At 64.7% G+C, this 24923-nt stretch carries 25 protein-coding genes; 12 read left to right on the forward strand and 13 right to left on the reverse strand.

Going from position 1 to position 24923, the window contains the following annotated elements:
• Positions 1-27: 27 nt before the first annotated feature.
• From ACA097_RS04045 to ACA097_RS04055, 3 genes are read right to left on the reverse strand one after another with little or no spacing between them, the layout of a single operon-like run.
• Positions 28-1371, reverse strand: a complete 1344-nt coding sequence (locus ACA097_RS04045; protein WP_371368659.1) for an ATP-binding protein — start codon at positions 1369-1371, stop codon at positions 28-30.
• Positions 1368-2045 carry a response regulator gene (locus ACA097_RS04050; protein WP_371368661.1) on the reverse strand — a complete coding sequence of 226 codons (678 nt, stop codon included), beginning with the start codon at positions 2043-2045 and terminating at the stop codon, positions 1368-1370. Before ACA097_RS04050 ends, ACA097_RS04045 begins: the two co-directional genes overlap by 4 nt.
• Positions 2046-2096: 51 nt before the next feature.
• Positions 2097-2702, reverse strand: a complete 606-nt coding sequence (locus ACA097_RS04055; RefSeq protein ID WP_043250861.1) for an outer membrane protein — start codon at positions 2700-2702, stop codon at positions 2097-2099.
• A 186-nt stretch (positions 2703-2888) separates the two neighbouring features.
• On the opposite strand from ACA097_RS04055, the gene napE reads away from it, so the two are divergent.
• The 6 genes from napE to ACA097_RS04085 are packed head-to-tail and all read left to right on the forward strand — an operon-like array spanning position 2889 to position 7443.
• On the forward strand, positions 2889-3056 hold the full coding sequence (gene napE, locus ACA097_RS04060) for a periplasmic nitrate reductase, NapE protein (RefSeq protein ID WP_043250859.1): 168 nt from the start codon (positions 2889-2891) through the stop codon (positions 3054-3056).
• Between the two features lie 9 nt (positions 3057-3065).
• Complete coding sequence (napF, locus tag ACA097_RS04065) at positions 3066-3545, forward strand: ferredoxin-type protein NapF (RefSeq protein ID WP_371368664.1); 480 nt, start codon at positions 3066-3068, stop codon at positions 3543-3545.
• Entirely contained in the window at positions 3538-3846 is a 309-nt protein-coding gene (locus ACA097_RS04070) for a chaperone NapD (RefSeq protein ID WP_052355218.1), read from the forward strand. Before napF ends, ACA097_RS04070 begins: the two co-directional genes overlap by 8 nt.
• Positions 3843-6347, forward strand: coding sequence for a nitrate reductase catalytic subunit NapA (napA, locus tag ACA097_RS04075; protein ID WP_371368666.1), 2505 nt, complete (start codon positions 3843-3845; stop codon positions 6345-6347). Before ACA097_RS04070 ends, napA begins: the two co-directional genes overlap by 4 nt.
• Positions 6348-6357: 10 nt before the next feature.
• Positions 6358-6837 carry a nitrate reductase cytochrome c-type subunit gene (locus ACA097_RS04080; protein ID WP_160286319.1) on the forward strand — a complete coding sequence of 160 codons (480 nt, stop codon included), beginning with the start codon at positions 6358-6360 and terminating at the stop codon, positions 6835-6837.
• A 9-nt stretch (positions 6838-6846) separates the two neighbouring features.
• Positions 6847-7443: a cytochrome c3 family protein gene (locus tag ACA097_RS04085; protein WP_371368669.1), complete on the forward strand. Its 597-nt coding sequence runs from the start codon at positions 6847-6849 to the stop codon at positions 7441-7443.
• 300 nt (positions 7444-7743) lie between these two features.
• On the opposite strand, the gene ACA097_RS04090 is transcribed toward ACA097_RS04085, so the two are convergent.
• Complete coding sequence (locus tag ACA097_RS04090; protein WP_371368671.1) at positions 7744-8943, reverse strand: lytic murein transglycosylase; 1200 nt, start codon at positions 8941-8943, stop codon at positions 7744-7746.
• Positions 8944-9058: 115 nt separating this feature from the next.
• On the opposite strand from ACA097_RS04090, the gene ACA097_RS04095 reads away from it, so the two are divergent.
• Both ACA097_RS04095 and ACA097_RS04100 read left to right on the forward strand, forming a co-directional pair.
• Positions 9059-9841, forward strand: coding sequence for a dienelactone hydrolase family protein (locus ACA097_RS04095; protein WP_043250850.1), 783 nt, complete (start codon positions 9059-9061; stop codon positions 9839-9841).
• Between the two features lie 306 nt (positions 9842-10147).
• Positions 10148-10897: a 4'-phosphopantetheinyl transferase gene (locus ACA097_RS04100; RefSeq protein WP_371370477.1), complete on the forward strand. Its 750-nt coding sequence runs from the start codon at positions 10148-10150 to the stop codon at positions 10895-10897.
• A gap of 21 nt (positions 10898-10918) precedes the next feature.
• Here the strand turns inward: ACA097_RS04100 and modC are convergent, their stop codons facing one another.
• From modC to ACA097_RS04145, 9 genes are all read right to left on the reverse strand, one after another.
• Positions 10919-12007, reverse strand: a complete 1089-nt coding sequence (modC, locus tag ACA097_RS04105) for a molybdenum ABC transporter ATP-binding protein (protein ID WP_371368674.1) — start codon at positions 12005-12007, stop codon at positions 10919-10921.
• 1 nt (position 12008) lies between these two features.
• The gene (gene modB / locus ACA097_RS04110; RefSeq protein ID WP_371368676.1) at positions 12009-12689 is read right to left on the reverse strand and encodes a molybdate ABC transporter permease subunit; all 681 of its coding nucleotides are present in this window, start codon (positions 12687-12689) and stop codon (positions 12009-12011) included.
• Positions 12690-12702: 13 nt separating this feature from the next.
• Positions 12703-13458 (reverse strand): molybdate ABC transporter substrate-binding protein, encoded by a 756-nt coding sequence (gene modA / locus ACA097_RS04115; protein ID WP_371368678.1) that lies wholly within the window; start codon positions 13456-13458, stop codon positions 12703-12705.
• A gap of 188 nt (positions 13459-13646) precedes the next feature.
• Positions 13647-14009 carry a YidH family protein gene (locus tag ACA097_RS04120; protein ID WP_371368680.1) on the reverse strand — a complete coding sequence of 121 codons (363 nt, stop codon included), beginning with the start codon at positions 14007-14009 and terminating at the stop codon, positions 13647-13649.
• Complete coding sequence (locus tag ACA097_RS04125) at positions 14009-14422, reverse strand: DUF6691 family protein (protein ID WP_371368682.1); 414 nt, start codon at positions 14420-14422, stop codon at positions 14009-14011. The genes ACA097_RS04120 and ACA097_RS04125 overlap by 1 nt, the downstream gene beginning before the upstream one ends.
• Before the next feature lie 2 nt (positions 14423-14424).
• The gene (locus ACA097_RS04130) at positions 14425-14859 is read right to left on the reverse strand and encodes a YeeE/YedE family protein (protein ID WP_371368684.1); all 435 of its coding nucleotides are present in this window, start codon (positions 14857-14859) and stop codon (positions 14425-14427) included.
• Positions 14856-15179, reverse strand: coding sequence for a helix-turn-helix transcriptional regulator (locus ACA097_RS04135; protein WP_043250837.1), 324 nt, complete (start codon positions 15177-15179; stop codon positions 14856-14858). The genes ACA097_RS04130 and ACA097_RS04135 overlap by 4 nt, the downstream gene beginning before the upstream one ends.
• Positions 15180-15259: 80 nt before the next feature.
• Positions 15260-16876 carry an ATP-binding protein gene (locus ACA097_RS04140; RefSeq protein ID WP_371368686.1) on the reverse strand — a complete coding sequence of 539 codons (1617 nt, stop codon included), beginning with the start codon at positions 16874-16876 and terminating at the stop codon, positions 15260-15262.
• A gap of 94 nt (positions 16877-16970) precedes the next feature.
• Complete coding sequence (locus ACA097_RS04145; protein ID WP_043250833.1) at positions 16971-17672, reverse strand: response regulator; 702 nt, start codon at positions 17670-17672, stop codon at positions 16971-16973.
• Between the two features lie 714 nt (positions 17673-18386).
• Between ACA097_RS04145 and ACA097_RS04150 the strand changes: the two genes are divergently transcribed.
• From ACA097_RS04150 to ACA097_RS04165, 4 genes are all read left to right on the forward strand, one after another.
• A complete protein-coding gene (locus tag ACA097_RS04150) occupies positions 18387-21275 on the forward strand; it encodes a ribonucleoside-diphosphate reductase subunit alpha (RefSeq protein WP_371368688.1) in 2889 nt (962 codons plus the stop codon).
• Positions 21276-21505: 230 nt separating this feature from the next.
• Positions 21506-22753, forward strand: coding sequence for a ribonucleotide-diphosphate reductase subunit beta (locus ACA097_RS04155; protein ID WP_043250829.1), 1248 nt, complete (start codon positions 21506-21508; stop codon positions 22751-22753).
• 140 nt (positions 22754-22893) lie between these two features.
• Positions 22894-24114: a hypothetical protein gene (locus tag ACA097_RS04160; RefSeq protein WP_371368690.1), complete on the forward strand. Its 1221-nt coding sequence runs from the start codon at positions 22894-22896 to the stop codon at positions 24112-24114.
• A 336-nt stretch (positions 24115-24450) separates the two neighbouring features.
• Complete coding sequence (locus ACA097_RS04165; protein ID WP_371368692.1) at positions 24451-24915, forward strand: Bro-N domain-containing protein; 465 nt, start codon at positions 24451-24453, stop codon at positions 24913-24915.
• Positions 24916-24923: the final 8 nt, after the last annotated feature.

Here is a 24923-nt window from a genome sequence, read left to right on the forward strand (position 1 = left end):
GCGCACAACCGCGAACGGTTGTACACGCTACCCCGGCAGCTGCATGCGGAAGCAAGCGCCACCCAGGTCGGAGTCGTCCAGCTCCAGGCTGCCGCCGTAGCTGTCGAGGATGTCCATTACCACCGCCGTGCCTATGCCCTGCCCCGGGTGCTGGGTGTCCAGGCGCTCGCCGCGGCGCAGGATGCGCTGGCGCTGGTCGGGTGGGATGCCCGGACCATCGTCCTCCACCACCAGCTCGAAATTGCCGTTGCGCTTGCTGGCACCGACGCGCACACGGCCCAGGCTCAGGCGGTAGGCGTTCTCCAGCAGATTGCCGAGCAGCTCCAGCAGCGCGCCGCGCTCCAACGGCAGGCTGAGACTTTCCGGAAAGTCGCGCTCGAGGATCACCTGCTTGTCGCGGTAGACCTTGTCCAGCGCACCGCTCAGGGTGTCGAGCAGCGGCCCCAGTTGCACGCGGTGGCGCACCAGGCCGCTCTTGCGCAGGCTGGCGCGTTGCAGCTGGTAGCCGATCTGCTGGCTCATGCGCTCGATCTGGCTCTGCAGCACCTGCACCTGCTCGCGGTTCTGCGCGTGGCCGGCGAGGTTCTCGCTCACGCCCTGCAGCACCGCCAATGGCGTCTTCAGGCTGTGCGCGAGGTCGGCCAGGGAGTTGCGGTAGCGCTCGCGCTGGGTGCGCTCGCTGTCCAGCAGGCGGTTCAGCGAATCGGTCAGGCGCAGCATTTCCCGGGGATGGTCGTCGCTCAGCCGCTCGCGCTCGCCGGACTCGATCTGGTCCAGCTCGTCGCGCAGCCCGCGCATCGAGCGAAAACCCCAACCCAGCCCCAGCCAGAGCATGCCCAGCAGTATCAGCAGGGCACCGCCCAGCCACAGGTAGAGCTGCTCGCGGAAGCCGTGCACCAGCTCGCGGAAAGCGCTCACCGGCTGCATGGTGACGATGCTGTAGGCCGCCTTCTGGCCGCCCAGCAGGTCGATCTCCACGTCGTAGACAAAGAACTCGCTGCCTTTTTCGTCGCGGGTGCGGGTAAAGACGTCGAGCTTGCCGGTGTAATGCGGGCGGTAGCTGACGCTTTCGTCCTGGGCGGAACTCGAACGCCAGACCAGCTTGCCATCGCGGTCATAGATGAAGCCCAGGAGCTTGGACTCGGGCAGGTTGAAGTCTTCGACCGCCAGGTGCTCGGGCATGTCGAGGCGATCGCCCTCGATCCGCGCGGAAGACACCAGGGTCGCGACGTCGGCGGCCAGGCGCTGCTGGATGGCGTCCTCCAGGGCGATGCTGAAGGCCCGCTGCAGCGCCGGCAGCAAGGCCAGCATGAAAAGGATCGCCAGCGTCGCCGCGCCGATCATCAGGCGAACCCGCAGCGAGCGCATCATCGGCAGCGCTCGGTGAACAGGTAGCCCTGGCCGCGCACCGTGTCGATCGGGCGGAAGCCTTCGTGGGTCTCCAGCTTGCGCCGCAGACGGCCGACCAGCACTTCGATGACGTTGGGGTCGCGATCGTCGTCGTCCGGGTACAGCTGCTCGATCAGGCGCTCCTTGCTCACCACCTGCTGGTGATGACGCATGAGGTATTCGAGGATGCGGTACTCGAAGGCGGTCAGGTTGAGCGCTTCACCGTCCACGGCGGCCTGCTTGCGGTTGAGGTCGAGCACCAGGGGGCCGGCCTCGATGGTCGCCTGGACGAAGCCGCTGGAGCGACGCAACAGGGCGTTCAGGCGCGCTTCCAGTTCCTCGAACTGGAACGGCTTGACCACGTAGTCGTCGGCGCCGGCGGCCAGGCCTTCGACCTTGTCCTGCCAGTTGCCGCGCGCGGTGAGAATCAGGATCGGGAAGGTCTTGCCCTGGCTGCGGAACTCGCGGATCAGGTCCAGGCCGCTCATGCCCGGCAGGCCGAGGTCGACCACCGCCAGGTCGTGGTGGTACTCGCTGGCCCGGTACAGGGCCTCTTCGGCATCGCCCACGGCATCGACCACATGGCCCTGCTCGCCGAGTCGGGTGAACAGGTGATGGCGCAGCAGCGCCTCGTCCTCCACCACCAGTAACTTCATGGGTAATCCTCCTTATGCGGTGGCCGGGCGCGAGGCCCGGCCGGTTGCCAGTCAGAACCGATAGTTGGCGCCCAGGTAGATCTGCGAGCTGCTGTGCAGGTCAAGCGATCCGACCTTGGAGCCGCCGTGCGGGCTCATCTCCGTGCTGGCATTGGTCCGCAGGTAACGATAGCCGCCTTCGATGGAAGCGTTCTTGCCGATATCCTGCAGGACACCCGCCTGGGCGCCGATGGCGTAGCCGACATCGCTGTCACGCTTGAAGCCACGCGACTCCTGTTCCAGCTTGGTCAGGCCGACAGTACCGCCGCCAAACAGCTTGGTGCCCTGTTCATTGATCGGCAGGAAGGCGTCGTAGCTGCCGAGCAGGTTCTGCTGGCGCAGCTTCATGCCGCTGTAGGTATCGGACGTGTTCTCGTAGGTCGCGTAGTAGCGGCCTTGTTCATTCTGCTGGCCGGCGCGCACGCCCCAGGTGCTGCTGTTGTTGATCACGCTGTCGAGCTTCGGATCGTTGAGGTTGCGGTTCAGGTCTGCGGATTTCTGGATGTTGTTGCTGGTTTCACCCCAGGTCAGACCTACGAAGTTTTCCGAGGCCTGGGCCATGCCGATGCTGGCACCGAGGATGGCAGTGGCGAGAGCGAGCTTCTTCAGGGTTTTCATCGTCATTCTCCGTCAGAGAGGTGTGTAAGTAGTTGACGGAGAACAGGTTAAGCGGGGGCGACTGAACGCAACCTGTCAGCTCTCTGAACCTCGGCTGAACGAACCGCTCGTCCGCTTGTGGGACACCGAAAGCCACATTTCTACTGCGGTCTATACTCCCCAACGGCATCGCTTGGAGGCTGCCACATGAGCGAAAAGAGCCCAGTGGAAGTGGCGAAGGGCAAGGAGACCCGGCTGTTCCTGTTTCTCGTGATCTGCCTGTTCCCGCTTTTGTCCGTGGCTGTCGTCGGCGGCTACGGATTCATCGTCTGGATGTACCAGCTGTTGGCCGGCCCGCCGGGACCGCCAGGCTAGGTGCGCGCCGTGCATCCCCGACGCGCCCTGCTGCGCCGCCTGGCTGGCGCGGAAACCCCGCGCCTACCGCCGTGGACCGCCGACGACTTCAGCGACCGCTGCACGCGCTGCGGCGATTGCGTGCGCGCCTGCCCGGAACAGGTGCTGCGCCTGGGTGACGGCGGCTTTCCGCAACTCGACCTGACTCACTCTGGCTGCAGCCTTTGCGGCGCCTGTGCCGACAGCTGCGACGCCGGCCTGTTCGACCGCGCGCAACCGGCCTTTCCCTGGCGCGCGCGCATTGGCGAACGCTGCCTGGCGCTGGCCGGCATCCATTGCCGCGCCTGCGAAGACAGCTGCGAGGCCCGCGCCATCCGTTTCCGCCCGCAGCTCGGCGGCCCACCGCTGCCGCAACTCGACTCCCTGGCCTGCACGGGTTGCGGCGCGTGCCTCGCGCCCTGCCCGAGCCAGGCCATCCAACTCAGCGAGGAGATGACCGCCGATGCCTGACTGCATCCAGATAGCCAGTCTGCTGGTCCACGCGCGCCCGGAACTGCTCGGCGCGGTGAAGGCAAACCTGGCCCGCCTGCCGCACCTCGAACTGCACCAGGAAAGCCCGCTGGGCAAGCTCGTGGTGGTGCTGGAGGCCGAGCAAGAGGAACAGATCCTCGCGACCCTCGAAGCCATCCACAGCCTGCCCGGGGTGCTCAACGCGGTGCTGGTCTACCACGAGACCGTGGAGCAGCCCGACGCCCCGCAGAAACCAGCCGCCGACGCCCCCGTCGGTCTCGCCGCCGGAGGTACACGATGAACCTCACCCGCCGCCAGTTCGCCAAGGCCAACGCCGCCGCCATGGCGGCGGCCGCCGCCGGGCTGCCGATCCTCAGTTCCGCCAGCAACCTGGTCACCGAGGCGGACATGACCACGCTGGACTGGAACAAGGCGCCCTGCCGCTTCTGCGGCACCGGCTGCAGCGTCATGGTCGCCACCCGCGACGGCAAGGTGGTCGCCACCCACGGCGACATCAAGGCCGAGGTCAACCGCGGGATCAACTGCGTGAAGGGCTACTTCCTGTCGAAGATCATGTACGGCAGCGACCGCCTGACCCGCCCGCTGCTGCGCATGAAGGACGGCAAGTACGACAAGCAGGGCGAATTCCAGCCGATCAGCTGGGACGCCGCCTTCGACATCATGGCCGAGAAGTTCAAGGCCGCACTCAAGGCCAAGGGGCCGACCTCGGTGGGCATGTTCGGCTCCGGGCAATGGACGGTATGGGAAGGCTACGCCGCCAACAAGCTGTTCAAGGCCGGCCTGCGCAGCAACAACATCGACCCCAACGCGCGCCACTGCATGGCCTCGGCGGTAATGGGCTTCATGCGCAGCTTCGGCATGGACGAACCCATGGGTTGCTACGACGACTTCGAGGCCACCGACGCCTTCGTGCTCTGGGGCTCGAACATGGCCGAGATGCACCCGGTGCTCTGGTCGCGGGTCACCGACCGCCGCCTCAGCGCGCCGCACGTCAAGGTGGCGGTGCTCTCCACCTTCGAGCACCGCAGCTTCGACCTGGCCGACATACCCATGGTGTTCACGCCGCAGGCCGACCTGCACATCCTCAACTACATCGCCAACCACATCATCCAGAGCGGCGCGGTGAACCGCGACTTCGTCAGCCAGCATGTGCGCTTCGCCAAGGGCGCCGAGGACATCGGCTACGGCCTGCGCCCGGAAGAGCCCATTGAGAAAAAGGCGCAGAACGCCGCCAAGGCCAACACCTGGACCGACATCGATTTCGACGCCTTCGCCGCCTTCGTCAAGCCCTACACCCTGGAGCGCACGGCCAAGGAAAGCGGCGTGCCGGCCGAACGCCTCAAGGCCCTGGCCGAACTCTACGCCGACCCGAAACGCAAGGTGGTGTCCTTCTGGACCATGGGCTTCAACCAGCACACTCGCGGTGTCTGGGCCAACAACCTGATCTACAACATCCACCTGCTCACCGGGAAAATCAGCGAGCCGGGCAACAGCCCCTTCTCGCTCACCGGCCAGCCTTCGGCCTGCGGCACTGCGCGCGAGGTCGGCACCTTCGCCCACCGCCTGCCGGCGGACCTGGTGGTGACCAACCCGAAACACCGCGAAACCGCCGAGAAGATCTGGAAGGTCCCGGCCGGCACCATCCAGGAGAAAGTCGGCTTCCACGCCGTGGAGCAGAGCCGCAAGCTCAAGGACGGCGTGCTCAACGTCTACTGGACCCAGGTGTGCAACAACATGCAGGCCGGGCCGAACGTCATGCAGGAAGTGCTGCCGGGATGGCGCAACCCGGAAAACTTCGTGATCGTCTCCGACGTCTACCCGACCGTCTCGGCCCAGGCCGCCGACCTCATCCTGCCCAGCGCCATGTGGGTGGAGAAGGAAGGCGCCTATGGCAACGCAGAGCGACGCACGCAGTTCTGGCACCAACTGGTGAGCGCGCCGGGCGAGGCGAAGTCCGACCTCTGGCAACTGGTGGAATTCTCCAAGCGCTTCACCACCGACGAGGTGTGGCCCGCCGACCTGCTGGCCAAGGCGCCCGAGCTCAAGGGCAAGACCCTCTACGAAGTGCTGTTCCGCAACGGCCAGGTGGACGCCTTCGGTGCCGAACAGGTGGCCAAGGGATACGCCAATGACGAAGCCAAGGCCTTCGGTTTCTACCTGCAGAAGGGCCTGTTCGAGGAATACGCCCGTTTCGGCCGCGGCCATGGCCACGACCTCGCGCCCTTCGACGCCTACCACGAGGCGCGCGGCCTGCGCTGGCCGGTGGTGGACGGCAAGGAAACCCTCTGGCGCTACCGCGAGGGCCTCGATCCCTACGTGGCCAAGGGTAGCGGCGTGCAGTTCTACGGCTACCCGGACAAGAAGGCGATCATCTTCGCCCTGCCCTACGAGCCGCCGGCCGAGGCGCCAGACGCCGACTACCCGTTCTGGCTGTGTACCGGCCGCGTGCTCGAACACTGGCACACCGGCAGCATGACCCAGCGCGTGCCGGAGCTGTACAAGGCGGTGCCCGATGCCCTGGTGTACATGCACCCGGACGACGCCACGAAGCTGAAGCTCAGGCGCGGCAGCGAGGTGAAGGTGATCAGCCGGCGCGGCGAGATCCGCGCGCGCATCGAAACACGCGGGCGCAACAAACCGCCTCAGGGGCTGGTATTCGTGCCCTTCTTCGACGCCAACAAACTGATCAACAAGGTCACCCTGGACGCCACCGACCCGATCTCCAAGCAGACCGACTACAAGAAGTGCGCGGTCCGCATCGAACTGGTCAGCCTGGCCTGAGGAGCGCGCCATGAAACGCCTGATCCCGTTCCTGCTCCTGCTGCTCGGCCTGCCGCTGCTGGCCGCGCAGCCAGACTACCCGCTGGACGCCCCGGCCCCGGACGGCCGCCGCCCCGGCGGGACCATCAGCCAGGACCGCCCGGCGCCGCCGCTGGCGCCGGAAGAGAACAAGGACATCCGCCGCGAACGCGCCTACCCCGAGCAGCCGCCGACCATTCCGCACACCATCGTCGGCTATCGCATCGACACCAACAGCAACAAGTGCCTGTCCTGCCACAGCCGCGCCAACAGCGCGAAGGTGCAGGCGCCGATGATCAGCATCACCCACTACATGGACCGCGACGGCCAGGTGCTGGCCTCGGTGGCGCCACGCCGTTACTTCTGCGTGCAGTGCCACGTGCCCCAGGAGGACGTGAAGCCGCTGGTGGGCAACAGCTTCGAAGACATCGACAGCATCCTCAAGCGCGACGCCGCCGCCAGCAAACCCTGAGGAGGGGCCATGAAAGCACTCATCGCCTGGCTTGGCGGTTACTGGACGGTCCTGCGCCGGCCCAGCGTGCACTACAGCCTGGGGTTCCTGACCCTGGCCGGGTTCATCGCCGGGATCATCTTCTGGGGCGGCTTCAACACCGCGCTGGAGGCGACCAACAGCGAGAAGTTCTGCACCTCCTGCCACGAGATGCGCGACAACGTCTATGTCGAGCTCAAGGACACCATCCACTACACCAATCGCTCGGGCGTGCGCGCCACCTGCCCGGACTGCCATGTGCCGCACAAATGGACCGACAAGATTGCCCGCAAGATGCAGGCGTCCAAGGAGGTCTGGGGCAAGATCTTCGGCACCATCAACACCCGCGAGAAATTCCTCGACCACCGCCGCGAACTGGCCGAGCACGAATGGGCGCGGCTCAAGGCCAACGACTCACTGGAATGCCGCAACTGCCACAACTTCAACTTCATGGACTTCACCCGCCAGAGCCCCCGCGCCCGGCAGATGCACTCCACGGCCCTGGCCTCGGGCGAAGCGACCTGCATCGATTGCCACAAGGGCATCGCCCACCACCTGCCGGACATGAGCGGCGTGCCGGGGTGGTGAATTTCGCCTGAGGGCCAGTGCGTCCCCGCGAACGCGGGGATGACGCAAATGATGGGAATGACGGGAGTGGAGTTGGGAGTTCGAGCGGGGCTGTCCCCCAACCAATCGTCATTCCCGCGAACGCGGGAAGCCAGCGTCGTAGACGAGCCCGGCCCGCGATCAACACTCCTCGCTGCCCCAGGCGCCTGCAATTGCCCTACCCAGCCATCCCGCGCATGCCGCAGAGAGATCGGCGTCAGTCCCAGACACCTGCGTCGCCAGGGAGCGCCGTTCGCGAGCTCGTTCCTACAAAGAGCAAGTTCAGTGCGCGGCTTGCATCGCCTTGAAGATCTTCTGCCCGGCGCGACCGTCGGCCGGCTGCAGGCCCAGGCGTTGCTGCTCGGCCTGGATGGCGCGGCGGGTGTTGTCGCCGATCATGCCGTCGGGTTCGCCGATGGCGTAGCCGCGGGCGAGCAGCAGCTTCTGCAGCTCCTTGCGCTGGGCGCGGCTCAGGCCGGGGTCATCGGTCGGCCAGGGCGTGCGCAGGCCGGGGCCGCCACGCAGGCGGTCAGACAGCAGGGAGATCGCCAGCGCGTAGCTCTCGGCGGCGTTGTACGAATAGATGGCGTCGTAGTTGCGCAGCACCAGGAAGGCCGGGCCGGCCTTGCCGGTCGGGATCAGGATGGCCGCGCGGGTGTCGCCCGATGGCAGCGGGCCGCCGTCGACGCGCTGCACGCCCATGGCTTTCCAGTCCGCCACGGTGCGCCGCTTGGTGCGTCCGGCCTGCGACTCGGCGAAGCTCGCCGGCAGCTTCACCTCGAAGCCCCACGGCTGCCCCGGCACCCAGCCGGCCTTGCTCAGGTAGTTGGCGGTGGACGCCAGGGCGTCGGGCACGCTGCCGACCAGGTCGCGATGGCCGTCGCCGTCGAAGTCCACCGCGATGCGCGCATAGGTGCTGGGCATGAACTGCGTCTGGCCGAAGGCGCCGGCCCAGGAGCCGGTGATGCCGGCATCGCGCAGGTCGCCCTGCTGCAGCAGCTTGAGGGTGGCGAAGAACTCGCCCTGGAAGAACGCCTGGCGCCGCCCGTAGCAGGACAGCGTGCCCAGCGAAGTCAGCAGCGGGCGCTTGCCGGCGATGCGGCCGAAATCGCTCTCCACGCCCCAGACCGCGACCACCGCGTACTTGTCCACCTGGTACTGCCGCGCGACGCGGTCGAGCAGCTCGCCATGCTGGGCGAGCATCGCCTTGCCGTCGGCCACGCGCTGGTCGTCGACCAGTCCTGCCAGGTAGTCCCACAGCGGCGTGACGAACTCCGGCTGGGCATCGAGCAGCGGCAGCACGGTCAAATCAGCTTGCAGGCCCTGGGTGTAGCGCCGGTAGCTGGCGGCATCGACACCCTTGGCGGCGGCCTGCGGCTGCAGCCTTGCCAGGCAGCTGCCGAACTCATCGGCCAGGCTCGCCGGGGCTTGAGAAAGGCCGGCGCAGAGCAGCAGGGGCGACAGGAAACGAACGGAGCGCATGGGGCCTTCCTCGAAGCAACGACACGGGGCGGCAAGGGTAGCCGAAGGCGCCCTCCCGGGCGAGCCGCGCCGCAGCGTCTATCTTGTTCAGTTCCACACACAGGGAGGACGCGCCATGCGCCTGCTCGCCACCTTGCTGTTGCTGACCCTGGGCCTGAGTGCCCAAGCCGCGATCAAGACCCAGGAGATCCCCTACCAGGCCACCGACGGCACCAAGATGATCGGCTACTTCGCCTATGACGACGCCATCAAAGGCGCGCGTCCGGGAATCATCGTGGTGCACGAGTGGTGGGGGCTGAACGACTACGCCAAGCGCCGCGCCCGCGACCTCGCCGCCTTGGGCTACAGCGCCATGGCCATCGACATGTACGGCGAAGGCAAGCACACCGAGCACCCCAACGAGGCCACCGCCTTCATGCAGGAAGCGCTGAAGAACGCCGACGCCGCCAAGGCGCGCTTCCAGGCCGGGCTCGACCTGCTCAAGCAGCAGCCGCAGACCGACCCGAACAAGATCGCCGCCATCGGCTACTGCTTCGGTGGAAAGGTGGTGCTCGACATGGCGCGCCAGGGCCTGCCGCTGCTCGGCGTGGCCAGCTTCCACGGCGTGCTGGCAACCGCTACGCCGGCGCAAGCCGGGGCGGTGAAGGCGAAGATCCTGGTGGAGCACGGCGGTGGCGACACCCTGGTGCCGGCCGACAGCGTGGCGGCGTTCAAGAAGGAAATGGACCAGGCCGGCGCCGACTACAAGTTCGTCGTGCAGCCAGGCGCCAAGCACAGCTTCACCAACCCGGACGCCGACAAGCACAAGGGCCACGGCCTGGACGTCGGCTACGACAAGACCGCCGACCAGAAGTCCTGGGCCGACCTGCAGGCTTTCCTCAAGCAAGTCTTCGGCTAGAGAAAGACGCGCCCGGCCCCAAGCGGGCCGGGCGATGCAAAAACGCGGGCAAAAAAAAACGGAAGTCCGCAAAACGAACTCCCGCACACGATCAGTGAAAAAGCCGGAGCTCGCGGCTCCGACAACAACCTCACCTGCGTTCCCTAGGGAACGCGAGGCGCAGTGTGCAGCTTCCCCGCCCGGCGATCCGTAGCGCTTGCGTTAACCTTTGCAATCGAATGTAAAGCGTTTGTGACCAGCCGGACGCGACTGTACGGTCACAAACCAACTGCTAGCCTCTGGCCAGAACGCCCGTCGAGCGGCAGAATTCGCGCCATGTCCGAATCCGCCGACTTCCTCACCCCGCCCCAGGCGCACTGGCCGCTGCCGCAAGCCGTGCCAGGCGCCATCCTGCACAGCAGCCAGTTCCAACCCGCCCGCCTCGACGCCGATGCCTTCGTCCGCCACGGCGTGGACCTGCCGGCCAACATCGGCCGTGCGGTGGCCAAGCGCCGCGCCGAGTTCCTCGCCGGGCGCCTCTGCGCCCGCGCCAGCATCGGCCAGTTGCAAACCATGGCGGTAGCGCCGGGCCTGGCCGCGGACCGCTCGCCGATCTGGCCCGCCGGCCTCTGCGGCTCCATCACCCATGGCGACGGCTGGGCCGCGGCAGTTGTCGCCCCGCGCAACCAATGGCAGGGCCTGGGCCTCGACGTCGAAAGCCTGCTCGACGACGCACGCGCCACGCGGCTGGTGGAAGAACTGCTTACACCCGCCGAGCGCGAGCGCCTGGACCCGGCGCTTTTGGGGTTCACCGTGACCCTGACCTTCTCGCTCAAGGAAAGCCTGTTCAAGGCGCTCTACCCCCTCGTCGGCAAGCGCTTCTACTTCGAGCACGCCGAACTGCTGGAATGGAATGACCAGGGCCAGGCGCGCCTGCGGCTGCTCTGCGACCTCTCCGAACAGTGGCGCAGCGGATGCGAACTGGACGCGCAGTTCGCCACCCTCGACGAGCGCCTGCTCAGCCTCGTGGCCATCCCCGCCTCCTGCGTCATCCCCGCGAACGCGGGGACCCAATGAACCACGTCGCGAGACCTCGCCTCAGGCCAGCACCGCCACCGACTTGATCTGCGCCCACAGCCCCTGCCCTTCGCGCAGGCCAAGCTGGTCGGCGGAATAGCGGGTGATGCGCGCCAGCAGCGGATTGCCCGACACCTCCAGACGCACCAGCAGGTGCGCCGGATTGTCGGTGGCGACCATCTCCACCACCGACGCCGGCAGGCGATTGAGGATGCTGCTGTGCTCCGGGCGCTCCAGGCTCAGGCTGACGTCACGGGCCTGCACCTTGATGCGCAGCGCCTTGCCTTCGGGCAGCGCCGCATGGGCCAGGCGAATGCGTTCGTTGCCACCGGGCAGGCCAAGGTCGAGCAGGCCATAGGCGCTGTCGTGGCCAAGCACGCGGCCGTCGATCACCACGCCGGCATCCTCCAGCATCGAAGTCGGCAGGTCGGTGCGCGCCAGGGTTTCCCCTACCGCGCCGCTGGCCAGCACTCGGCCGCCGTCGAGCAGCACCAGGTGATCGGCCAGGCGCGCCACTTCGTCCGGCGAGTGGCTGACATAGAGAATCGGGATATCCAGTTCGTCGTGCAGGCGTTCGAGGTACGGCAGGATCTCGGCCTTGCGCTTGACGTCGAGCGATGCCAGCGGCTCGTCCATCAGCAACAGGCGCGGGCTGGTCAGCAGCGCACGGGCGATGCCGACCCGCTGCCGCTCGCCGCCGGACAGGTGCCTTGGCATGCGCTCCAGCAAGTGGCCGATACCGAGCAGTTCGCAGGCCTGGTCCAGCGCCACGCGATGCTCACGAGTGGACACGCGCTTCATGCCGTACGCCAGGTTGCGCCGTACGCTCAGGTGCTCGAACAGGTTGGCGTCCTGGAATACGTAGCCGATGGCGCGCTTGTGCGGCGGCAGGAACAGGCCGCGCTCGCTGTCCTGCCAGGTCTCGCCGTTCACTTGCAGTCGTGCGCGACTCGGCCGCTCCAGGCCGGCGAAACAACGCAGGCAGGTGGTCTTGCCGGAACCGGAATGGCCGAACAGCGCGGTCACCCCGCGCCCCGGCAGCTCGAGATCGACGTCCAGGGAAAAGTCCCGGTAGTCGAGGCGGAATTTCGCTTCGATGGCTGCGCTCATCTCAGCTCCAGGCCGCGCGCGTGCGCCGTGTGGAATACAGCCCCAGCAGCACGAAGAAGGAGAACACCACCATGCCGCCGGCCAGCCAGTGCGCCTGGGCGTACTCCAGGGCTTCGACGTGATCGAAGATCTGCACCGAGACCACGCGGGTCTGGCCGGGGATGTTGCCGCCGATCATCAGCACCACGCCGAACTCGCCGACGGTGTGCGCAAAGCCGAGGATGGCGGCGGTGACGAAACCCGGCCGCGCGAGCGGCAGGACCACGCTGAAGAAGGCATCCAGCGGGCTCGCGCGCAGGGTCGCGGCGGCCTCCAACGGACGCTGGCCAATGGCCTCGAAAGCGTTCTGCAGCGGCTGCACCACGAAGGGCAGCGAGTAGAACACCGAGCCCACCACCAGCCCGGCGAAGCTGAACGGCAGGCGCCGCCAACCCAGCGCGTCGGTGAGCTGGCCGATGGGGCCGTTGGGGCCCAGGGTGACCAGCAGGTAGAAGCCGATAACCGTCGGCGGCAGCACCAGCGGCAGCGCCACCAGCGCCCCGATCGGGCCCTTGAGCCACGAGCGGGTGCGCGCCAGCCACCAGGCGACGGGGGTGCCCAACAGCAACAGGATCAGGGTGCTGACGCAAGCCAGCTCGAGGGTGAGCCGGATTGCCGTGAGGTCCGCCGCGGTCAGTGGCATCGCTTTCCTTGCCTTACAGCTCGTAGCCGTAGGATTTGATCACCGCCGCCGCCTTCGGCCCCTTCAGGTACTCGACCAGGGCCTTGGCCGCCGCGTTGTCCTTGCCTTTTTCGAGGATCACCGCGTCCTGGCGGATCGGTGCGTAGAGGTCGACCGGGACGATCCAGACCGAACCGGCGGTCACCTTGCCATCCTTGTAGACCTGCGACAACGCCACGAAGCCCAGCTCGGCGTTGCCGGTGGAAACGAACTGGAACGCCTGGCCGATGTTCTGGCCCTCGACGAGCTTGCCGGCCAGCTTGTCCATCAGGCCCAGCTTGTCCAGCACCTGGGTGGCCGCCAGGCCGTAGGGCGCAGTCTTCGGATTGGCGATGGACAGGTGCTGGAAGTCGCCCTTCTTCAGGACATCGCCCTTGGCATCGACATAACCGTCCTTCGCCGACCACAGCGCCAGCTTGCCGATGGCGTAGGTGAAGCGCGAACCGGGGACGGTGGCCTTTTCCTGCTCGAGCTTGGCCGGAGTCGTGTCGTCGGCGGCGAGGAACACCTCGAAGGGCGCGCCGTTCTTGATCTGCGCGTAGAACTGCCCGGTGGCGCCAAAGGAAGCCACCAACTTGTGTCCGGTGTCCTTCTCGAAGTCCTTGGCGATGGCCTGGATGGGCGCGGTGAAGTTGGCCGCCACGGCCACCTGGACCTCGTCGGCGAGTGCGGCTTGGGCAAGCAGACTAACCGCAAGGGCCAGGGTGAAACGTGCGGCGGTGCGATTCATCGAGGTGCTCCTGAGTGGGACATCCGTTATATCAGAAACGATATACCGCTTGGCGCATCCTCGCCGCTGCGGCCGTTTCCGGCGTCCGATGGGGCGGGTCAGTCAGGGAGGAGGCATGCAGCGCGGGCGCGGAAGGTGCCGCGCCGCGAGCATTTTGCACGCATTGACCCGAAGGTCAACTTTATCGATCAGAAGGCCAGGTACAGCGTCAGCACCAGGCCCAGCACGGCCACCAGCAGGTTGAGCCAGGGCCCGGCGTTGACCCGGTAGCCCTCGGGAATCTCCACCGGCTTCAATCCTTGCACCACGCGGCGGAACTGCAGCGCCGAGCTGCAGGCGGCGAAGCAGCCAAGCAGGATGAAGCCCAGCGCCACCCAGAACGAATAGTGGCTTACCGCATCGGTGTCGGCCCCGCCATGCAGCAGGCGTAGCAACAGGCCGCTGCGCTCGATGACGAAACCGAAGGCGATCAAAGCCAGCGCCGTGCGGTTCCAGGCCAGCAACGTGCGCTCGGCGGCGAAGAACACGCGCGGGTCGTCGAGGCCGGACATCACTTGCCTCCCTGCAGCTTCTGGAACACGCCCATGCCCACCAGCATGGCCGCGACGAACAGGCCCGCCTGCCAGTAGCCGGCGCCCAATCCCACCAGCGCAGGTCCCGGGCAGATCCCCGCAATGCCCCAGCCCATGCCGAACACCAGGCTGCCGAGGACCAGCCGGCGGTCCAGGTCGCGCGCCTTCGGCAGTTGCATGGCGCCACCGAGCAGGTTGCGCGTTTGCCGGCGTGCCCAGGTGAACGGCAGGAAGGCCGCGCCTATGGCGCCGACCATCACCAGCGCCAGGGACGGGTCCCAGGCGCCGGCCAGGTCGAGGAAGCCCAGCACCTTGGTCGGGTCGGCCATGCCGGCCAGCAGCAGGCCGATGCCGAACAGCAGCCCGCAGAGAAGAGCGATCACAGCAGCCATGTTCAGACTCCCAACAGATGACGCAGGACGAAGACGGTAGCGAAGCCGCTGCCCATGAAACACAGCGTGGCCACCAGCGAACGCGGCGACAACCGCGCGAGGCCGCAGACGCCATGCCCACTGGTGCAGCCGGCGCCATAGCGGCTGCCGATGCCGACCAAGAAGCCCGCCACCACCAGCGCCAGCCAGCCGCCCTGGTAATGCAGCTCGGGCAGCCTGCCCCAGAGCATCCACAGCGCCGGTGCGGCCAGCAGGCCGAGGAGGAACAGCAGGCGCTCCAGGCGCCCTTCCCTGCTGCCCGCCAACACGCCGCCGAGCAAGCCGCTGATGCCGGCAATGCGGCCGTTGAGCACGGCGAACAGGCCGGCGGAAAGGCCGATCAACACGCCGCCGGCCAAGGCGCTCCAGGGGGTGAAAGCCGTCCAGTCGATGCTCATTGCCCATCCTCCGCGCAGTACAACCGGTAAAGGGTCTGGATCACCGCCAGCGCTTGCGGGCTGCTGATCCGGTAGTAGACCTGCTTGCCGTCCTTGCGGGTTTCCACCAGGCCTTCGCGGCGCAGCACGCCCAACTGTTGCGACAGCGTCGGCTGGCCAATGCCCAGGCGCTCTTCCAGCCCGCCGACATGGCTTTCGCCCTGCGACAGCAGGCACAACAGCAACAGGCGGTCTGGATTGCCCAGGGCTTTGAGCAGGCGTCCGGCTTCGTCGGCGGACTGGCGCATGCGGGTCAGATCAGGGGATTCGGTGGACGACATGGCAACGGTCTACGAAAATACAATATATAAATTTATATACTATAAAGTCGCAAACTGTCCAGCCACCGCCCGTCGCCGGCCTATTCCTTGAGCAATGCCTGGCGCCGTGGCCAGGCCAAGGTGAAGCAGGCGCCGCCCAGGCTCTCGCTGCGGCTGATCGAGGCGCGCCCGCCGTGCCAGTGAATGATCCGGCGCACGATGGAAAGGCCCAACCCGTGCCCGCCGGTGACGCGCGTACGGCTGTCGTCGACGCGGAAGAACGGCGTGAACAGCCGCTCCCAACGGTCTTCGGGAACGCCCGGGCCATCGTCCTCGACGTCCACCTGGCAGCGGTCCAGGCTCACCCGGTAGCTCACCCGCACGCGCCCTTCGGCATAGCGGATGGCATTGCTCAGCAGGTTCTGCAGGGCGCGGTGCAGATAGCGCGGCTCGGCCTCGATCCAGCTGCCCTGGTCGAACGGCACCAACGGCCCGGCCTCGCAGGTGACCAGCACCTCGCGGCGCAACGGGGCGATCTCGGTAATCACCTGCTCGATCAGCGCGCCCAGCTCCACGGCCTTGTAGCTCAGCGCCGGCGAGCCCTGTTCCAGGCGCGCGTAGGTGAGCATCTCGTCCACAAGTTGGTCGAGGTCCTGGATGTCGCCGTCCATGCCCACCATGTACTTCTGCCGCGCCGCGTCGGTTTCCGCCGACTCGATCATCTCCAGGCCGAAGCGCAGCCGCGCCACCGGCGTGCGCAGCTCGTGGGACACCGCGCGCACCAATTCGCGCTGGACCATGATCAGCCGCTGGATCTGCACCGCCATGTGGTTGAAGGCGCCGGCCAGGCGCCCTACCGAGTCGGCGCCGCTGACTTCCGCGCGGGCGTCCAGGCTGCCGCGGGCCAGGCGCGCGGCGGCCGATTCGAGGCTGCGCAGGCGCTGTTCCAGGCGGCTGACCAACAGGTAGAGGGTGAGGCCGATCAGCGTCAGTCCGAGCGCCGCGATCAACAGCAGCAGCTGCGGCGGATAAGGGTTCATGCGTTCGATGGGGCCCAGCTCCAGCACCCATTGCGTACCGACAATACCGGCCAGCACCCGCAGCGAATCGCCGTTCTTGCCCAGCGCCAGCACGGTGTCGCCCTCCTCCACGCGGCGGCTCTGGTCGTCGTCGAGGTCGACCTCCTTGAGCCGCTTGAGGTGCACGTCGTAGCCGAACTGCTTGTCGCGGACGATGCGCGCCAGGTGGTAGGGCTGTTCGCTCGCCGGGTAGCGGCGCAGCTCGTCCATCACCATATAAAGGGTGGCGCGCGCCAGTTGCTCGCTGACCTGCTCCACCTCGCCCACCAGCACCAGGCTCTCCTGCAGGCTGACCTGGGAATAGACCTTGAACAGGTGCGGCGCGCTCTGCTCCACCAGTACCTCGCCATTCATGAGGCGCGCACGGGCGCGGCTTTCCAGGCCCAGGCTGTCGAGGTGCTGCAGGCTCAGCGGAATGCCCATCAGCCGGCTCCACTGCAGGATGGCGCGCTTGCGGTCGACCTCCTCCATCGGCACCAGCTCGTCGGACATCAACCGGAAGGTGCCGCGCGCCAGCTCCTGGCGGTAGTCCTGCGCGCGCACGTCGTTGACCACCCGCAGCGTCAGCAAGCCGAGCGCGCCGACCACCACCAGGGTCAGGAGCATGCCGCCGTAGATGCGCAGGAAGATGGATTTCATCGCCGCTCTTGCCGGGTTGCTTTCTGTTTATTGGGTTCCCGCAGTTTGCTGGGTTCCCGCGTTCGCGGGAATGACGAGGCGAAAAAGCCGCGCCCTAGAGCTCGCCGACGAACAGGTAGCCCTTGCTGCGCACCGTCTTGATCAGCCGCGGGTGCATCGGGTCGTCGCCGATCTTCGGGCGGATGCGCGAGATGCGTACGTCGATGGAGCGGTCCTGGCCGTCGTATTCGATGCCGCGCAGGTTGTTGAAGATCTCCTCGCGGGAGAGGATGCGCCCGGCGTTGGACGCCAGCAGCCAGAGCAGGTCGAACTCGGCGCTGGTCAGCTCGATGGTCACCTCGTCGAGCCAGGCCTCGCGCATGGCGTTGTCGATCACCAGCTTGCCGAAGGTGAGGCGCTTGCCCGAGGACGGTGCAACTTCGCCACCGTCGCTGCGCCGCAACAGGGCACGGATGCGCGCCAGCAGCAGGCGCGGACGCACCGGCTTGCACACGTAGTCGTCGGCGCCCATCTCCAGGCCCTGGACCTGGTCCATGTCGTCGGTGCGCGCCGTCAGCATCAGGATCGGGCCGTCGTAGTCCGGGCGCAGGCGCTTGCAGATCGACAGGCCGTCCTCGCCCGGCAGCATCAGGTCGAGCACCACCAGGTCCGGACGTTCCTCCAGCACCCGCGCCACCGCGCGCGCGCCATCGGACTCCACGCCGACCTTCAGGCCGTTGCTCTCCAGGTAGTCCTGGGTCAGCTCGGCCAAGCGCTGGTCGTCCTCGACGATCAGGATTCGCGCCTCTTGTTCCACACCGCCTCCTAACAACGCACAGCGGGCCGCGCAGGCCCTGGCAGAGGCCGGCATTCTACCCACATTGCCGGGCAGGCCGCACGGGCGTTCCGGCACTGGCCATAACCACTAGATATTGTGGTAGGGTTCACGCCCTGAACGCATCGTCGCAGGCACCGCAATCGCTTCGTCACAGATGACGAACGGCAAAACAGCGGCGCCATGCGGCCTGCCGCGCAGTCCCGCGAGTCACCCACATTTCACCCACATTTTATCCACAGCTTCTCCCCAGATCCTCACCTTGCAAAGCCCCCCTCAGCGCATTATCTTGTATCCCCGTTGCGGATAACCCCTACATCTTGGGTTGACCGCCAACAACCGGACACAAGAAGAAGCACGAAGTCGCGAGCCTTTTCCATGGCTCCTCCGGTTCCCCGAAAGCTGCATCCAGACGTACTGAGGTCCAAAGCGGCGCAGACCGCAAGGAGCGATTGATGTCGATGGCACTGCGGTACGCGTGTTGCAACCGTTCGTTCAACACCACTAGGTATTGTGGTTCCGGCCCATAAGGGGCGGACACCCGACTAGGGCCAGGGAGGCCGCTGAGTCCCCCATCCCCTGTCCAAAGATTCACGTGGCCGGTTCCGCCGGACGCGACGCTCTTTTGTTGTTTTTCGGGAAGGCGCCCCGGCGCCCGCACAGAAACCCATTACGAGAATGTGGAGATAACCACCCATGCAGATCGACACCACTCGCGAGAACCCGCAGGCCGCAGCGCCCCAGGCCGCCGAATCCGCCCAGGATCTGGCCGCCACCGCGCCCGGCCAGCTGCGCGTGATCAAGCGCAACGGCACCGTCGTCGCCTACACCGATGACAAGATCACCGTAGCCATCACCAAGGCGTTCCTCGCCGTGGAGGGCGGCACCGCCGCCGCCTCGTCGCGCATCCATGAAACCGTCGCGCGCCTGACCGAACAGGTCACCGCGACCTTCAAGCGCCGCATGCCCTCCGGTGGCACCATCCACATCGAAGAAATCCAGGACCAGGTCGAACTGGCCCTGATGCGCGCCGGCGAACAGAAAGTCGCCCGCGACTACGTCATCTACCGCGAAGCCCGCGCCAACGAGCGCAGCAAGGCCGCCGTAGGCAGCGACGTCGCCCAGCCGCACCCGAGCATCCGCATCACCAAGGCCGACGGCAGCACCCAGCCGCTGGACATGGGCCGCCTGCAGACCATCATCCGCGAAGCCTGCGAAGGCCTGGCCGAGGTCGATGGCGAGCTGATCGAGCGCGAGACCCTGAAGAACCTGTACGACGGCGTGGCCGAGAAGGACGTCAACACCGCCCTGGTGATGACCGCCCGTACCCTGGTCGAGCGTGAGCCGAACTACTCCTACGTCACCGCCCGCCTGCTGATGGACACCCTGCGCGCCGAAGCCCTGAGCTTCCTCGGCGTGGCCGAGAGCGCCACTCACCACGAGATGGCAGAGATCTACGCCAAGGCCCTGCCGGCGTACGTCGAGAAAGGCTCCGAGTTCGAGCTGATCGACAGCAAGCTGAAGACCTACGACCTGGCGAAACTGGGCGCCGCGCTGAACCACGAGCGCGACCAGCAGTTCACCTACCTGGGCCTGCAGACCCTGTACGACCGCTACTTCATCCACAAGGACGGCGTGCGCTTCGAACTGCCGCAGATCTTCTTCATGCGCGTGGCCATGGGCCTGGCCATCGAAGAGCCGCAGAAAGAAGAACGCGCCATCGAGTTCTACAACCTGCTGTCGTCCTTCGACTACATGTCGTCGACCCCGACCCTGTTCAACGCCGGCACCCTGCGTCCGCAGCTCTCCAGCTGCTACCTGACCACCGTGCCGGACGACCTGTCGGGCATCTACAACGCCATCCACGACAACGCCATGCTGTCCAAGTTTGCCGGCGGCCTGGGCAACGACTGGACCCCGGTGCGCGCGCTGGGCTCCTACATCAAGGGCACCAACGGCAAGTCCCAGGGCGTGGTTCCGTTCCTGAAAGTGGTGAACGACACCGCCGTCGCCGTGAACCAGGGCGGCAAGCGCAAAGGCGCCGTCTGCGCCTACCTGGAAACCTGGCACCTGGACATCGAGGAATTCCTCGAGCTGCGCAAGAACACCGGTGACGACCGTCGTCGTACCCACGACATGAACACCGCGAACTGGATCCCTGACCTGTTCATGAAGCGCGTGTTCGAAGACGGCACCTGGACCCTCTTCTCGCCGTCCGACGTCCCGGACCTGCACGACCTCTACGGCAAGGCCTTCGAAGAGCGCTACGAGTACTACGAAGCCCTGACCCAGTACGGCAAGCTGAAGCTGCACAAGGTCGTCCAGGCCAAGGACCTGTGGCGCAAGATGCTCTCCATGCTCTTCGAGACCGGCCACCCGTGGCTGACCTTCAAGGACCCGTGCAACCTGCGCAGCCCGCAGCAGCACGTGGGCGTGGTCCACAGCTCGAACCTGTGCACCGAGATCACCCTGAACACCAACAAGGACGAGATCGCGGTCTGCAACCTGGGCTCCGTGAACCTGGTTAACCACATCGTGGACGGCAAGCTCGACATCGAGAAGCTCGGCCGCACCGTGAAGACTGCAGTTCGCATGCTCGATAACGTCATCGACATCAACTACTACTCGGTCGACCAGGCTCGCAACTCGAACCTGAAACACCGCCCGGTAGGCCTGGGCATCATGGGCTTCCAGGACGCCCTGTACCTGCAGCACATTGCCTACGGCTCCGATGCCGCCATCGACTTCGCCGACAAGTCCATGGAAGCCATCAGCTACTTCGCCATCCAGGCGTCGTGCGACCTGGCCGACGAGCGCGGTGCCTACGAGACCTTCAACGGCTCGCTGTGGTCGCAAGGCATCCTGCCGATCGACTCGCAGAAGCTGCTGATCGAAGCCCGTGGCGCCAAGTACATCGAAGTCGACCAGAGCGAGAGCCTGGACTGGGCCCCGGTGCGCGAGCGCGTGAAGAAAGGCATCCGCAACTCGAACATCATGGCCATCGCGCCGACCGCGACCATCGCCAACATCACCGGCGTATCGCAGTCGATCGAGCCGACCTACCAGAACCTCTACGTGAAGTCGAACCTCTCCGGCGAGTTCACCGTGATCAACCCCTACCTGGTACGCGACCTGAAGAACCGCGGCCTGTGGGACCCGGTCATGGTCAACGACCTGAAGTACTACGACGGCTCCGTGCAGCAGATCGAGCGCATCCCGCAAGACCTGAAAGACCTGTACGCCACCGCCTTCGAAGTGGAGACCAAGTGGATCGTCGACGCCGCCAGCCGCCGCCAGAAGTGGATCGACCAGGCCCAGTCGCTGAACCTCTACATCGCCGGCGCCTCGGGCAAGAAGCTCGACGTGACCTACCGCATGGCTTGGTACCGTGGCCTGAAAACCACCTACTACCTCCGTGCCCTGGCCGCGACCAGCACCGAGAAGTCGACCATCAACACCGGCAAGCTCAACGCCGTGTCCTCGGTGATCGACGAGACCCTGCAAGCCGCTCCGGCCGAGCCGAAACCGGCACCGGTCCCGCAAGCCTGCAGTATCGATAACCCGGACTGCGAAGCCTGCCAGTAATGGTTTAAGCGCGGCCCTCGCCCGAGGGTCGCGTTCGCCAGGCAGCACCGAACAGTCCCCTCTCCCGCTTGCGGGAGAGGGCTAGGGAGAGGGGCTCTTAAAGCCCCATCCCCACCAGACATAACAGCTTCCCCCTCCGTCATTCCCGCGAACGCGGGAACCCAGAAGGCAGGGAAGCAAAGCAAGCTTTAGCGTGCACTCATCACGCAACCAGACCAGGAGAGGAACCGATGCTCAGCTGGGACGAATTCGACAAGGAAGACCCTTCCGAAGCCAAGGCCGCCCCGGCCGTGGCCCAAGCCGCCGCCAAGGCCGCCGACAAACTGGATGACGAAGCCGCCGGCTCCGTCGAAGACGCCCGCGCCGTATCGGCCAACGATTCCGACGCCGTCGCCCGCGCCAAGAAAGCCCTGGATGACCTCGACATCCAGGAAGGCCTGGACGACCTGGAAGGCGCCAGCGCCCGCGTACACGTCGGCGACAAGCAGATGATCAACGCCCGCGCCGACCTCAACCAGCTCGTACCCTTCAAGTACGACTGGGCCTGGCAGAAGTATCTGGATGGTTGCGCCAACCACTGGATGCCGCAGGAAGTGAACATGAACGCCGACATTGCTCTGTGGAAGAGCAAGGACGGCCTCAGCGAAGACGAGCGCCGCATCGTCATGCGCAACCTCGGCTTCTTCTCCACCGCCGACTCCCTGGTTGCCAACAACCTGGTCCTGGCCGTGTACCGCCTGATCACCAACCCCGAGTGCCGCCAGTACATCCTGCGCCAGGCGTTCGAAGAGGCGATCCACACCCACGCCTACCAGTACTGCATCGAGTCGCTGGGCATGGATGAAGGCGAGATCTTCAACATGTACCACGAGATCCCGAGCGTCGCGAAAAAGGCCTCCTGGGGCCTGAAGTACACCCGCTCGATCTCCGACCCGATGTTCCAGACCGGCACCCCGGAAACCGACCGCCAGTTCCTGCGCAACCTGATTGCGTACTACTGCGTCCTGGAAGGCATCTTCTTCTACTGCGGCTTCACCCAGATCCTCTCCATGGGCCGCCGCAACAAGATGACCGGCACCGCCGAGCAGTTCCAATACATCCTGCGCGACGAATCCATGCACCTGAACTTCGGCATCGACGTGATCAACCAGATCAAGATCGAGAACCCGCACCTGTGGGATGCCCAGATGAAGGACGAAGCGACCCAGATGATCCTGCAGGGCACCCAGCTGGAAATCGAATACGCACGCGACACCATGCCGCGCGGCGTACTGGGCATGAACGCCGCGATGATGGAGGACTACCTCAAGTTCATCGCCAACCGCCGCCTGACCCAGATCGGCCTGAAAGAAGAGTACCCGGGCACCAGCAACCCGTTCCCGTGGATGAGCGAAATCATGGACTTGAAGAAAGAGAAAAACTTCTTCGAGACCCGCGTGATCGAGTACCAGACCGGCGGCGCGCTGAGCTGGGACTGACCGAAGTAGTAGCAAAGCAGCAAGTCAAGACCATTAGAACACTGATACTCGAAATGGAATTTTGGGGCAGTGATTAGAAAGACGAAAAGCCCCGCCTTTGTGCGGGGCTTTTTTTTGCACACAAACTGGACGGTGCGAACATGATTCATGAAAGAGTCATTGGCTGCTCAACAACTCTGGAAGAGAACAATACTTACTATACAGACATCGGGCAAATTCTTAGGCGCCTACTTATTTTTGAAGAGTACACAATAAAATCCATACGTCTAAGGGAATTTGAAGCCCTTTCGAACACCCTAGGAATTGAAAAGACTCTGGAGCTAATAAAGGAATCTCCATTAAAAATAATTGCAGACCCGACTACTTTCGCCCAGACGGGTCAAGCAGCCATTCTTGACAAAAGAATCAGGAGCGGCGTGCTTCCCCTTGGTTCTTACAGCCTCAGCGTTTTATCAGTACCCGACAAGAGGGACTACATCAGCGGCTGCTTTTCCGAGTCTACAAGCAGAATTAACGCCCATAAAAACAAAGTCAAAAAATTAAAACTTGAAATCGCAAAAAAAATAATACATCCAGACATAGAAATAAGCACAGAATCATTAAAACAAACCCATTTAGACCTAAACTCTCAATCACCAACACTAAACTATCTAATTGAGAGAAACTTAAAATCACTCCACAACATCACCCCCTCTCACGGAGAGATAAAAACCAGCATCACACAGATAGACAATGAAGACTTCAGAATTGAAACTAACATAGGGAGAAGCACAGGACTAGACATGCAAAATGAGCACAAGCTGGTAGAAAAAGCTGTTCTGGAACTGGCCGGCCTCAACAAAGTCCTTTCTGAGATGAATCATTTTGAAGCCATGTCAGGCTTCAAAGAAAGCGACATCGAAGCTTTGCAGTCGAAACTATCCTTCCTGCTTAAAAAGCTAAACCCAAAAGCACAAGAAGAGAGATTCACTAGAGTAATCGAGATACTAGATCTTCCGGACTTTAGCGACTTAGAGTATGGCTGCACTATAGACGTTGATAAATTCATAGAAGCCAGAAACAGTGCAGACTGCAGAGAATTCAGAGAATGGCTAAGGAAATCAGAAAATCTTAGCGAAAAGGAAATAAGAGACGCCGTAAACGGCCTTCGAGCAAAAATATCAAATTTCACAACAAGCAAAACAGGACGCTCATTGCGCTTCATCGCAACAACCGCTGTAGGACAAGTACCAGCAGTCGGCACACTAGCCAGCACTTGCATTGGCGCGATAGACAGCTTCATCCTAGATAAAATATTTAAGAAAAAGTCTTTTTCGACATTCATTGGCAAAACCTACCCAAACCTATTCAAAGACTATTGACGAACAAAATCACACCCCCTACCCTCCCGCCCGGCGCCTAAGAAACGCCTGTCACACAGCGGCCTGACCGCTCCCGAAAGTTAAGCGGCTTTTTCGAGCACGCCGGCTTCATTCGTCCTCGAAAAACCTCTGCGACGTCGGGAGTGGGCTAATACAAGACCCGAAAGGGGAATACGTCCGGCCCTCTGTGTGGGGTTTCTTAGCTCCCGGCACCCCAGCCCTAAGAAAGCTGGTCAAATCGCACAGAGGTAATGGAAATGCCTACCGACCCAAGCCTTCAGCCCGAAGGCACTTCGCTGCACCCGCCCTCTTCCCCCTCCACCCCGGAGGTGCGTCATGTCTGAAGAGGTCCTGATCCCCACCGTCTTTACCCGCCACAAGCGCCAGCTGCGCGCGCTGCTGCTGGAAGACCAATGCTGGTTCTGCGCCCACGACCTCGGCCGGCTGATGGGCCTGCCGCTGCTGGAAGACCGCGTGACCCGCAACCTCGACGACGACCAGCACCGTTCGGCCTGGCTGCGCGCCAGCCACGGCGACTACGAAGACGCCCTGCTGCTCAGCGAATCGGCGCTGTACGCCACGCTGATCCACCATTACCACCCGGAAAACCGCTGCATCCGCCAATGGATCACCCAACACGTGATCCCAACGCTGCGCGATATGCACCGCCACGACACCCGCCAACCCCGCCGCGAAACCCTCCACGGCCCAACCCAGGCGCTGACGGTGCTGCGCTGGCAAGGCCTGTTGTGGGTGCCCTACCGCCAATGGCCGGACCTGCCCGGTCCAACCACGGCCTGATCGGTAAT

Source organism: Pseudomonas sp. QL9 (genome assembly GCF_041409665.1).
GTDB classification, from domain to species: Bacteria; Pseudomonadota; Gammaproteobacteria; order Pseudomonadales; family Pseudomonadaceae; genus Pseudomonas; species Pseudomonas knackmussii.

Excerpts from the sequence above, each read along its gene's own strand:
- ACA097_RS04055 (WP_043250861.1), bottom strand. The coding sequence starts at position 2,702 with ATGAAAACCCTGAAGAAGCTCGCTCTCGCCACTGCCATCCTCGGTGCC.
- ACA097_RS04130 (WP_371368684.1), bottom strand. The coding sequence starts at position 14,859 with ATGAGCATCGACTGGACGGCTTTCACCCCCTGGAGCGCCTTGGCCGGC.
- ACA097_RS04095 (WP_043250850.1), top strand. The coding sequence starts at position 9,059 with ATGCGCCTGCTCGCCACCTTGCTGTTGCTGACCCTGGGCCTGAGTGCC.
- ACA097_RS04070 (WP_052355218.1), top strand. The coding sequence starts at position 3,538 with ATGCCTGACTGCATCCAGATAGCCAGTCTGCTGGTCCACGCGCGCCCG.
- ACA097_RS04160 (WP_371368690.1), top strand. The coding sequence starts at position 22,894 with ATGATTCATGAAAGAGTCATTGGCTGCTCAACAACTCTGGAAGAGAAC.
- ACA097_RS04050 (WP_371368661.1), bottom strand. The coding sequence starts at position 2,045 with ATGAAGTTACTGGTGGTGGAGGACGAGGCGCTGCTGCGCCATCACCTG.
- ACA097_RS04150 (WP_371368688.1), top strand. The coding sequence starts at position 18,387 with ATGCAGATCGACACCACTCGCGAGAACCCGCAGGCCGCAGCGCCCCAG.
- ACA097_RS04045 (WP_371368659.1), bottom strand. The coding sequence starts at position 1,371 with ATGATGCGCTCGCTGCGGGTTCGCCTGATGATCGGCGCGGCGACGCTG.
- napE (WP_043250859.1), top strand. The coding sequence starts at position 2,889 with ATGAGCGAAAAGAGCCCAGTGGAAGTGGCGAAGGGCAAGGAGACCCGG.
- modA (WP_371368678.1), bottom strand. The coding sequence starts at position 13,458 with ATGAATCGCACCGCCGCACGTTTCACCCTGGCCCTTGCGGTTAGTCTG.
- napA (WP_371368666.1), top strand. The coding sequence starts at position 3,843 with ATGAACCTCACCCGCCGCCAGTTCGCCAAGGCCAACGCCGCCGCCATG.
- ACA097_RS04085 (WP_371368669.1), top strand. The coding sequence starts at position 6,847 with ATGAAAGCACTCATCGCCTGGCTTGGCGGTTACTGGACGGTCCTGCGC.
- ACA097_RS04155 (WP_043250829.1), top strand. The coding sequence starts at position 21,506 with ATGCTCAGCTGGGACGAATTCGACAAGGAAGACCCTTCCGAAGCCAAG.
- ACA097_RS04140 (WP_371368686.1), bottom strand. The coding sequence starts at position 16,876 with ATGAAATCCATCTTCCTGCGCATCTACGGCGGCATGCTCCTGACCCTG.
- ACA097_RS04090 (WP_371368671.1), bottom strand. The coding sequence starts at position 8,943 with ATGCGCTCCGTTCGTTTCCTGTCGCCCCTGCTGCTCTGCGCCGGCCTT.
- ACA097_RS04165 (WP_371368692.1), top strand. The coding sequence starts at position 24,451 with ATGTCTGAAGAGGTCCTGATCCCCACCGTCTTTACCCGCCACAAGCGC.
- modC (WP_371368674.1), bottom strand. The coding sequence starts at position 12,007 with ATGAGCGCAGCCATCGAAGCGAAATTCCGCCTCGACTACCGGGACTTT.
- ACA097_RS04125 (WP_371368682.1), bottom strand. The coding sequence starts at position 14,422 with ATGGCTGCTGTGATCGCTCTTCTCTGCGGGCTGCTGTTCGGCATCGGC.
- ACA097_RS04080 (WP_160286319.1), top strand. The coding sequence starts at position 6,358 with ATGAAACGCCTGATCCCGTTCCTGCTCCTGCTGCTCGGCCTGCCGCTG.
- ACA097_RS04135 (WP_043250837.1), bottom strand. The coding sequence starts at position 15,179 with ATGTCGTCCACCGAATCCCCTGATCTGACCCGCATGCGCCAGTCCGCC.
- ACA097_RS04120 (WP_371368680.1), bottom strand. The coding sequence starts at position 14,009 with ATGTCCGGCCTCGACGACCCGCGCGTGTTCTTCGCCGCCGAGCGCACG.
- modB (WP_371368676.1), bottom strand. The coding sequence starts at position 12,689 with ATGCCACTGACCGCGGCGGACCTCACGGCAATCCGGCTCACCCTCGAG.